Genomic DNA, 9,766 nt, shown 5'->3' on the forward strand with positions numbered 1-9,766 from the left:
GCCGACGCTGCCGAACGCCGTTCGAGGGACCCGTCCCCGTCAGTTTCCGGATGAACGGCGTTCCCGAACGCCTCGGGCGCTCCGGCGGCCGTTTTCTGCCGATTTCGAGACCGCCGTCAGACGGAGCACGGCCGTCGTTTTGAAACCGGACCCCGACGTAGCACGTCCCGTGACGAGTATCGCCACACTCCAGGCCGACGCGACGGACTTTCTCCTCGGCGACGCCTTCGAGGCGGTTCCGACACTCGCCGTCGAGGTACCGCCGGTCGTGGCCCACGGACCCGACGACCCCTTCCCGTTTCTCGCCGCGACGGGCGCGGACCCGAAGGCCGCGGCCGCGGCCTTCGAGGACGACGACTCCGTCCGCGAAGCCGAACGCCTCTCGGCCGGCGAGGACGGCGGCCTGTTCCGCGTCGTCTGGACCGAGACCGTCGAACTGCTCCTCGGGTCCGTCGTCGGGACGGACGCGACGGTGCTCTCGGCCCGCGGCGCCGACGGCGCCTGGAAGTTCCGCGTCCTCGCGCCGAACCGCGACTGCCTCGGCGTGACGTTCGACTTCCTCGACGACCACGGGGTGACCGTGGAGTTAGAGGGCATCCGCAGCCTCGACGCCGACGACGCCACCCGCTCGTTCGGCCTCTCCGAACAGCAGTACGACGCCCTTCTCACCGGTCTCGACCGGGGGTTCTACAACGTCCCCCGCGGCACCGACACCTCCGAACTCGCCGCCGAACTGGGCATCACCCACCAGGCGCTCTCGGAGCGACTCCGCCGGGCGCACGGCACCCTCGTCGAGAACGCTCTCGCCTCCGGGTCGCGCGTGTTCAACTGACCGAGCGCCGGTCCGGCACCGCACCGCCGCGGGACCCGACGCCGGCGTCGAGTCCGTGCGCTTTTTCCCCGACCCGCCGACGGTCGAGTATGCACGAGCAGTCCCTCTCGCTGCCCGACCGCGCCGTCGTCGGCATGGTCCACCTCCGCGCGCTTCCCGGCGCGCCGGCCCACGACGACGACGGCCTCGCCGCCGTCCGGACAGCGGCGCTCGAAGACGCCGCGGCCCTCGAATCCGGTGGCGTCGACGCCGTGATGGTCGAGAACTTCGGCGACGCCCCCTTCTACCCCGACGACGTGCCGAAGCACACCGTCGCCTCCATGACCGCCGTCGTCGGCGCCGTCGCCCGCGAAGTCGACGTGTCCGTCGGCGTCAACGTCCTCCGGAACGACGCCGAGGCAGCCCTCTCTGTCGCGGCGGCGACGGAGGCGTCGTTCGTCCGCGTGAACGTCCACGCCGGCGCGCGGGTCACCGACCAGGGCCTCGTCGAGGGGCGCGCCCACGAAACGATGCGTCTCCGCGAGTCGCTCGGCGCGGACGTGGCCGTCCTCGCCGACGTGGGCGTGAAACACTCCGACCCGCTGGGTCGCGAGACGCCCCTCGACGTGGCCGTCGAGGAAGTCGTCGGCCGCGGACTCGCCGACGGCGTCGTCGTCTCGGGAGCGGGAACGGGCGAACCAACCGACAATGCGGACCTCGCCACCGTCGCGGAGGCGGCCGAGGCGGCGGGGGTGCCGGCGCTGGTCGGAAGCGGAGTCACCGCCGAGACGGCGGCCGCGACACTCGAACACGCGGACGGCGTCGTCGTCGGGACGGCGCTGAAGAAGGGCGGAGAGACGACGGCCCCCGTCGAGGAGTCGCGGGTCCGCGCCGTCGTCGAGGCGGCGCGGGCGGGGCGGAGCTAGGAGAGTTCCTCTTCGACGAGGTCCACGGCGTTCTTTACGGCGCCGACGGAACTGAGGTGGCCGGCGCCGACGGAGGCTTTCATCGCCTTCGCCGCGCTCCCGGTGACGACCGTCGGACCGAGTTGGGCCACTGCCCCGTCGCCGACGCTGACGATCCACCCTGGCACCTCGAAGCGGTACGGTTCCATCCGCGGGGCGAAGTCGGTCGTCTCCCCTTCGGTCTCGTGGCGGACGAGTTCGGCGAGGTTGTCGGCCACGGTCCGGGCCTCGCGCAGGGCGGCCGAGGCCGACGCGGGGACGGCCTCCCCGTCGGCGTCGACGACGCGCGCGGCGTCGCCGACGGCGAACGTCCGTTCGTCCAACCGGAGGTCGCTCCGGACGACCGGTCGGTCGCCGCCCATCGCGGCCTGTCCGGCGATGCCGCCCGTCCAGACGAACGTGTCGTAGGCGAACGTCCCCGCGTCCGTTTCGACCGCCTCCTCGGTGACGCGTTCGACCGACGTGCCGGTCCGCACGTCGATGCCGCGGGTTTCGAGCGCCTCGCGCACCGCCTCGCGGAAGTTCTTCGGGAAGTTCGGCGCGACGTGGTCCAGTTGTTCGACGAGGGTGACGTCCGCCTCGACGCCCTCCTCCTCGGCGAGGGCGGCGAGTTCGCCGGCGGTCTGGACGCCCGAGAGGCCCGCCCCGCCGACGACGGCGCTGACCGTCCCGTCTCCGGCGGGCGCGGCGCTCGGGTCGTCGTCACCCGCTTCCGCCTCCATCGCGCCCTCGTCGGAGACGTCGATGGTGATGCTCCCGTCGTCGGTGCTGTCGCCCGCTTCGCTCCGGCCGGCGGCGCCGACGGCCCCGAGGAACGACTCGCGGATTGCCTCGGCGTCGGCGACGCTCTTGAGGGGCAGGGAGTGCTCCTCGACGCCCGGCAGACCGTAGTAGGCCGTCGCGGACCCGAGACAGATTGCGGCGTAGTCGTAGTCGAGCGTCGTCCCGTCCGCGAAGGAGACGCGCCGGGCGTCCCTGTCGACGCCGTCGACGCGGGCGAGGCGGACCTCGGCCCGGTCGAACAGGTCTTCGAGGGGCACCTGAATCGTCTCGGCGAGTCCGGGGCGGCGGATGACGCGGTGAACCTCGTGCAACACGAGATGGGAGGCGTCCTCGTCGACGACGACGAGTTCCGCCCCGTCGGGCAGGCGCGATTCGAGACGGCGGGCGAGCGTCACTCCGGCGTATCCCGCGCCGAGTACCAGCACACGCATGGTGGGAGGGTAGGAGTACGGAACAATGAGCCTGTGGGGTGTCGAAGGAGACTCCGACTCGTGGCCCCCCGCGCAGTACTCTTACCCGCCGACGGCGTGACGAGACGTCATGTCGATCTACCGTTCGGAGGCCGGGAGGCGGGCGCTCGAATCGGCGTACGAGGACGCCGTCGCCCGACTCGACGTCGACCGCCGACGGGTCGAGGCTCGGCACGGTTCGACCCACGTGCTCCTCGCCGGTCCGGAAGACGGACGACCCGCGTTCGCGTTCCACGGCGGCAACGCGACCAACCCGATGACGCTCTCGTGGTACGCGGGATTGGCCGAGCAGTATCGTCTCATCGCGCCGGACACCATCGGTCAACCGGGGCTGAGCGCAGAGGTCCGCGTCCCGCCGCGCGGGGACGGCTACGGCGAGTGGGTCGTCGACCTGCTCGACGCGTTCGACGTCCGGTCGGCGCCGATGGTCGGCACGTCGTACGGGGCCGGTATCGTCCTCCGGACGGCGACGCACGCGCCCGACCGAATCGACCGCGCCGCGTTAGTCGTCCCCGCCGGGTTCGGAACCGGCCCGCTCCCGTCGCTGCTTCGGGTCGGTCTGCCGGCCGTCCTCTATCGCTTCCTCCCCGCCGAGTGGCTGTTGAACCGCGTCCTCGCGGCGATGGCGACGGAGTCGGACCCCGACCCTCTCGTCCGCGACACCGTCGCCGCATCGCTGCGCCACGTCGTCCTCGAACGGGAGTTCCCGGAGGCCGACGCCGCGGACCTCGACGGCTTCGACGCGCCGACCGCCCTGTTCGTCGGCGAGAACGACCCGTTCTTCCCGCCCGAGACGGTCCTTCCGCGCGCCCGACGACGACTGCGCGGCCTCTCGCTGACGGAGGTGTTACCCGGCGAGAGACACATCCTCTCGCCGGCGGCGCGCGAGAGCGTTACCGCTTCGATTCGAGCCTTCTTCGAGGGGTGATCAGAACAGCGCGTCGGACTCGTCGAGCACCTCGGCGGGGCCGCCGACCTCCCACACGTCGGTGTCGACGCCGCACCCCGCGACGGCCGCTTCGACCCGGTCGACGTGTTCGGCCGTCGTGTTCACGTAGACGCTCGCGCCGGTGTCGGCGGAGAAGTAGACGGGAATCTCCTCTTCGGTTCGGAGTTCGCGGACGGCGTTGAACACGGCGATGGTCTTCGGTTGCCAGTACACCCACCCCGCGGGGCCGGTCATCGTCGTCGCCGTCAGGGAGAGCGTGTCGTGCTCTGCGAGTTCGAAGGCCCGGTCGAAGTCCGCCGCGCGGAGGGCGTCGCGCATCTCGTCCAGTTGGTGGTGGACGTGGGCCATCCGCGCTTGGAACATGTGGCTCGCGGCGGCCTCCTCGTGGGCCTGTTCGGTCTCCTTGTAGGCGGGGACGTGCGCGGCGACGGTTCTGAGGTCGTCCTCCAACTCGGATTCGATGCGCTCGGAGCGGCAGTCCTCGTCGTTCATGCCCGAGTAGAGCTGCGAGAACGCGCCGGTGACGGCGCGGGCCGCCGAGGAGGACCCGCGGCGGGCGATGGTCGATATCTCGGGGCGGGTCATCCCCAGGTCGGCCGCCTCCGCGAGGGCCATCGCGGCGGCGGCGAACCCCGAGGAGGAGGAGCCGAATCCGATGTTCGAGGGGAAGGAGTTCTCCGATTCGAGGCGCACCGCGTCGTCGGTGTCGGCGAGGGTTCGGACGTGGTCGACGACGGCGTCGATTCGCTCGGCGCCGCGACCGGTCACCTCCTCGCCCCCGATGACGTAGGTGTCCTCGGCGGCGTCCGGACGGAACTCGACAGTCGTCTTCGTGTGACTCGGCGCGGTGCAGACGCTGATGCTGTCGTGGTACGGGAGTCGCAACTCCTCGTCGCGCATCCCGTGGTACTTCACCAACCCCTGAATCGGGTGTGCCTTGGCGGTGGCCTTCATACACCCACGCGCGAGAGACGCGGGGTTAAACGTCCCGATGGTCGGCGAGAGACCGCAGTCCGTCGGCGTCGGGCGGCAGAAACGAGCGTCCTTCGAACCGAACGTTCAGTCGTCGGCGGCGACGGTCGAGTCGGGAGTCGCTTCGGCTTCCGTCTCCGCTTCCTCTCGGCCTCGCTCCCAGACGTTGGTGACTGTCTCGCCCGTCGGCGGGGTGTGGCTTATCTCTTTCATGCTCGCACGCTTCTCTGTCATATGATAGTGGCTGCCACGAACGGGCTTAACCGTTGTCCTGAAAATGATTATAACACTTAGTACCATACTAGCTAGTGAAAGGAGTCTAAGGTGACCCGCGGTTCGGACGCGGCGCGAACCCGGACGAGAGTCGAGCGAACGCCCGATGGCCGGCGGGTCGTCGTCGCGCGGGCGGTCGAAGCGCCGGCGTCGGCGGCGTGGGACGTGCTCACGGACACGCGGACGTGGTCCGCGTGGGGACCGTCCGTCTCGGCCGTCCGCGGTCCCGACCGAATCGGGCCGGGAGCGACGGGCGAGGTGCGAATCGCCGGCCTCGGCGCGTGGGTCCCGTTCGAGGTGACGGCGTACGACGACGAGGCGATGCGGTGGACGTGGGCCGTCGCGCGCGTCCCGGCGACGGGTCACCGCGTCGACGCCCTCGGCGACGGCCGGTGCCGCGCCGCCTTCGAGGTACCCCTCCTCGCCGCGGCGTACGTCCCCGTCTGCCGGCGCGCGCTCTCGGCGATAGCGCGTCTAGCTGAACGGAAGGTGTGAGCGCCCTACGGCGGCCGCTCGATGGAGAAGCGGTCGCCGATGCGGGCGTACTCGGACCCCGAGAGGCGACCGACCGCGTCGAGTTTCGTCGTGTCCATCTTCCCGTCGGTGAGGAGGGATTCGTCGACGTGCGCGTGGACGACTTCGCCGAACACGAGGGTCGAGACGCCGACTTCGAGCGTGTCGACCAGTTCGCACTCGAACGACACCGCCGCCTCCGCGACGCGCGGGGCGTCGACGGCGACGCACTCGGCCGGCGTCACGGCGGCGTGCTCGAACTCGTCCCCGTCGGGCGGGAGCGTCGCGCTCGTCGCGTTCATCGCCTCGACGACGTCCTCGGTGACGACGTTCCAGACGAACTCGCCGGTGTCGACGGCGTTGCGGGCGCTGTCTTTCAGGTCCTCGCCCGTTCCCGACGAGGAGAAAAGCAGCGTCGGCGGGTCGGGGGTGACGACGTTCGAGAAACTGTACGGCGCGAGGTTCCGCGTCCCGTCCGCCGCGCGGGTGCTCACCCACGCGATGGGTCGCGGGACGACGGCCCCCGAGAGGAGGCGGTACGGCGACCCGAACGCGTCCGGCGGTCCGTCCACGTCACCGCGCCTCCCGCGTCGGTCGCGTGTTCGCTCTCATCGCTCGCCCTTCGCCGACCGGAGACAAAGGGCTAGCGGCCCCGGTCGGAACCCGACGCCGAGCGCGGACGTGGACCGCCGCCGAGCGGGTGGAACCGTCGTGTGATTCTGCGCATCACCGGGACAGTCGGACGGTCGCGATTCGCCTGAATTATCTCCGTATTCCGCGAAAAATATACCTGTGTTCGTGACCGAGTGCAAGCGAATGGAACACTCTCACGATGACTGACTCCTGGGATACCGCGGGGTACATCGCTAGCTCGCGGTACAGAGCGTCCGTCTGTGAGTTCCTCGAGGGGGAGGGACCCGAGCTTCCGTCGCGAATCGCGTCGGAGTTAGAGCTCGCGCAGCCGCACGTCTCTCGGGCGCTCTCCGAACTCCGGGAGCGGGGGGTCGTCGAACTCCTGGTCCCCGAGTCCCAGCAGAAGGGGCGGCTCTACGGCCTCACCCGTCGGGGGAGGACCGCGCTGGTCCGACTCCACGGGGAGTCGGAGTCCGGTTCCGTCTCGGTCACGTTCGTCGAGGAGAAAGCGTTCCCGTACCCGCCGCTCGTCGACTTCCTGGCGGCGGAGTACCCGGACACGTTCCGGGTCGCACTCGTCCGCGAGGGCGACGACTCCGACGTGTTCGTCGCGAACGAGGAGGTCCGCGAGGCGTGCGACTCGAACTCGCTGTCGACCGTCATCGGGGCGCTCAGCGCCGGCGACGCGACGGTGGACGAGCAGTTGGAGCGGACCGACGCGGACGACGAGCGGTTCGTCGTCCGCGGCTTCGAGCACTCGCTGTGGATCAGACTCCCGGTGAGCGAGGACATCGAGGTGTTCGTCTCGTTAGACCGGAACGCCGAGGTCAACGTCAACTCCTTCGTCGACGCCTGCCGACGCCGGCTGAAGAACTGACCGCGTCTTCGCCGCCCCCTCTCTCATCGCCCGAGAACGTCACGCTCTCGCCGCTGCTTTCTCTCTGTTCCCTTCGGCGCCGTTTCTCGCCACGGGGAGAACGCCCATACCGCCGGGGTCCCTAGGGCCGCCGATGTACACGGGGAAGACCGAGCAGCCCTGCTGTCTCTGCGACGACCGCGACACGGTCGCCCGCATCGACGTGCCGCCGCGCGCGGTGCCCCTGATGAAGCACTCGGGGTCCGTCGCGTGGCGCGACATCGTCGGCGAGGTGTCGATTCACTTCTGCGAGAGCGACTGGGACCTCGTCACCGACCTCGTCGCGATGGGGTTGAACCCGCTCTCGCGCTGTAACGTCGCGCGGGCGTCGTTCAGCATCCGCGAGGATTTCGAGGCGTTGCTGAACGCGACGCGCGACGCCCCCGACCAGCGTGCGCAGGAGGCGGGTTTCCTCGACGAGGCGCGCGAGACGCTGGACGACTACGGCGAGGACCCGATGGTCGAAGAGCGCGACTTCGTCGAGGCGTGGGTCGTCGTCGACTCCCTCTCGGAGTCGTGAAACCGTCGCGCTCGGCTGTATTTCGCCGGCCCTCGGGAAAACGCATATCCGGGCCGACCGTCTCGACCGTACGAGATGAGCCTGCGGGACATCGTCGCCAGGGTGGGCGGGCGCGAGCGAACGCTCGTCCTCTACGAACCCGTCTCCGACCGACTGCTCGAACAGGTGCGGGAGTACCTCGCGCCGTACCCGCTGACCGTCGAGCGCCGGGACGGAGGCGAGGCGCTGTCGGGGACCGCCGAACTGACCGACGGCGACGGGTCGTGGGTCCGGACGGACTGCTCGGACCTCTCGGCGCCGCTGAGGCCGGAGACGTTCGAGGCGACCCTCTCGGACGTGCTGACGCGCATCGACCGGACGACGTTCACCTCCTACGACGGCGCGCGGATGGTGTCCGCCTCACGGGAGATAGAGGACCGGGCGTGGCGGTTCGGCCGCGGGACGCTCCACGCCGGATTTCAGCGCGCGTCCGCCCTGCGGCGACAGACGGACGTGTACCGCCGCCTCGCGAGCAAGGACCTCGACATCCACGCCTACGCCGTCCCGGAGGGCGACGCGCCGACGCTCGACGGCGTGACCGTCCACCTCGTCGACGACGAGGAGATAGCCGCGACGTGGTTCGTCGTCTACGACGGCGACGGCGAGGACGCCTCGAAGTGCGCGCTCCTCGCAGAGGAACGCGACCCGAACGTGTTCCGCGGCTTCTGGACGTACGACCCGCGCGTCGTCGACACCATCCTCTCGCACCTCTCGACCCGTTACGCCGCCCCGACCTGAGGGGGACGCGACCGCCGGTGCGGAACCGTACCACGATTTATATGCGTCGGGGCGAATCCAACCGACACGATAGCCGGTACGGCCCGCACCGGCGACCGCCGAACGCGGGCGCTCAGTCCTCATGTCACGGAAGTCCCGCACGTCGTCCCCCGTCCGCCTCGCGCGCCCCGACGGCGACGTCCGGAGCACCGCCGGCGCCCGTCGCGACGACGGAACCCGCCGTCCGGAGCGGCGGGACTGACGATGGCGTACGATTACCAACACGTCGTCGACTGGGTCGACGACCACATCGTCGAGCGACCCGGACAGGTGATGCTCGCGTTCTTCGTGCTCACCGCCGTCTTCGGCGTCGGTCTCGGGAACGTCTCCACGGAGGCGGGCACCTCGCAGTTCGCCGAGGACATCCCCGCACAGGACGCCCTCGACCAGGTGAACCAGGAGTTCCTCCCCGTCTTCGGACAGGACACCGGGAGCACGCAACTCATCCAACGCGGGCAGAACGTCCTCTCTCGGCGGTCGATGCTGCAGATGCTCAGAGCGCAGGAGAGCGTCGAGGAGAAGCCGACGCTGCGGGTCAGCGGCACCTCCTCGGCGGCCGCCGTCGTCGCGCAGACGCTGAATCCGAACGCGACGACGCTCGACGAGCAGGTGACGACGCTCGAACGCGCCACCGACGCCGAGGTGACGGCTGCGGTCCGCGAGAACGCCGACAACCCGGCGTTCACGGGGTCCGTGAGCGAGGACTTCAACGCCCGGTCGGCGTCGGCGTCGGCCACCATCGGCGTCGTCCAGCACTCGCTCCCGACCGAGGTGTCCTCCTCGGCCGGCCAGTCCGGCGATAGCCCGCTCACCCCTATCCAACAGCGGGTCCAGCGCATCGTCGACAACAGGCCGGGCGACATCACCGTCTTCGGCAGCGGCATCATCGCCGACGAGTTCGGCGCGGTCATCACCGACTCGCTGCTCATCGTGACGCCCGCGGCCGTCATCCTCATCGTCCTCTTTCTCGTCGTCGCCTACCGCGACCTCTTGGACCTCCTCTTGGGGACGTTCGCGCTGGCGATGGCCGTCGTCTGGACGTTCGGCTTCCTCGGCCTCGCGGGCATCCCGTTCAACCAGATCATGATCGCCGTCCCGCCCCTGCTGTTGGCGGTGGGCATCGACTTCGGCATCCACGCCATCAA

At 70.1% G+C, this 9,766-nt stretch carries 12 protein-coding genes; 8 read left to right on the forward strand and 4 right to left on the reverse strand.

Annotated features, from left to right (window positions below):
• Window positions 1-169: 169 nt before the first annotated feature.
• The gene (locus C474_RS19685; RefSeq protein WP_008389945.1) at window positions 170-832 is read left to right on the forward strand and encodes a helix-turn-helix domain-containing protein; all 663 of its coding nucleotides are present in this window, start codon (window positions 170-172) and stop codon (window positions 830-832) included.
• Between the two features lie 89 nt (window positions 833-921).
• On the forward strand, window positions 922-1,737 hold the full coding sequence (locus C474_RS19690) for a BtpA/SgcQ family protein (RefSeq protein ID WP_008389947.1): 816 nt from the start codon (window positions 922-924) through the stop codon (window positions 1,735-1,737).
• Here C474_RS19690 and C474_RS19695 read toward each other — a convergent pair.
• On the reverse strand, window positions 1,734-2,990 hold the full coding sequence (locus C474_RS19695) for an NAD(P)/FAD-dependent oxidoreductase (protein WP_008389949.1): 1,257 nt from the start codon (window positions 2,988-2,990) through the stop codon (window positions 1,734-1,736). The two genes, C474_RS19690 and C474_RS19695, sit on opposite strands and share 4 nt — an antisense overlap.
• 109 nt (window positions 2,991-3,099) lie before the next feature.
• On the opposite strand from C474_RS19695, the gene C474_RS19700 reads away from it, so the two are divergent.
• Window positions 3,100-3,957 (forward strand): alpha/beta fold hydrolase, encoded by an 858-nt coding sequence (locus tag C474_RS19700; RefSeq protein WP_008389950.1) that lies wholly within the window; start codon window positions 3,100-3,102, stop codon window positions 3,955-3,957.
• Here the strand turns inward: C474_RS19700 and mvaD are convergent, their stop codons facing one another.
• The gene (gene mvaD, locus C474_RS19705) at window positions 3,958-4,932 is read right to left on the reverse strand and encodes a phosphomevalonate decarboxylase MvaD (protein WP_008389952.1); all 975 of its coding nucleotides are present in this window, start codon (window positions 4,930-4,932) and stop codon (window positions 3,958-3,960) included.
• A gap of 105 nt (window positions 4,933-5,037) precedes the next feature.
• Window positions 5,038-5,184 carry a hypothetical protein gene (locus tag C474_RS22760; RefSeq protein WP_008389953.1) on the reverse strand — a complete coding sequence of 49 codons (147 nt, stop codon included), beginning with the start codon at window positions 5,182-5,184 and terminating at the stop codon, window positions 5,038-5,040.
• 90 nt (window positions 5,185-5,274) lie between these two features.
• Here C474_RS22760 and C474_RS19710 point away from each other — a divergent pair, with 90 nt between their 5' ends.
• The gene (locus tag C474_RS19710) at window positions 5,275-5,718 is read left to right on the forward strand and encodes an SRPBCC family protein (protein ID WP_008389955.1); all 444 of its coding nucleotides are present in this window, start codon (window positions 5,275-5,277) and stop codon (window positions 5,716-5,718) included.
• 5 nt (window positions 5,719-5,723) lie between these two features.
• Here C474_RS19710 and C474_RS19715 read toward each other — a convergent pair whose 3' ends face one another.
• On the reverse strand, window positions 5,724-6,308 hold the full coding sequence (locus C474_RS19715; RefSeq protein ID WP_008389956.1) for a flavin reductase family protein: 585 nt from the start codon (window positions 6,306-6,308) through the stop codon (window positions 5,724-5,726).
• Window positions 6,309-6,568: 260 nt separating this feature from the next.
• On the opposite strand from C474_RS19715, the gene C474_RS19720 reads away from it, so the two are divergent.
• The 4 genes from C474_RS19720 to C474_RS19735 all read left to right on the forward strand — a co-directional run.
• Complete coding sequence (locus C474_RS19720) at window positions 6,569-7,246, forward strand: helix-turn-helix domain-containing protein (protein ID WP_008389958.1); 678 nt, start codon at window positions 6,569-6,571, stop codon at window positions 7,244-7,246.
• Window positions 7,247-7,379: 133 nt separating this feature from the next.
• Window positions 7,380-7,805 carry a hypothetical protein gene (locus C474_RS19725; RefSeq protein ID WP_008389960.1) on the forward strand — a complete coding sequence of 142 codons (426 nt, stop codon included), beginning with the start codon at window positions 7,380-7,382 and terminating at the stop codon, window positions 7,803-7,805.
• Between the two features lie 75 nt (window positions 7,806-7,880).
• Entirely contained in the window at window positions 7,881-8,582 is a 702-nt protein-coding gene (locus C474_RS19730; protein ID WP_008389962.1) for a DICT sensory domain-containing protein, read from the forward strand.
• Window positions 8,583-8,825: 243 nt separating this feature from the next.
• Window positions 8,826-9,766 (forward strand): MMPL family transporter (locus C474_RS19735; RefSeq protein WP_008389964.1); only part of this gene is annotated, 941 nt, incomplete at its 3' end.

It is taken from the genome of Halogeometricum pallidum JCM 14848, from assembly GCF_000337095.1.
Classification (GTDB): Archaea; Halobacteriota; Halobacteria; order Halobacteriales; family Haloferacaceae; genus Halogeometricum; species Halogeometricum pallidum.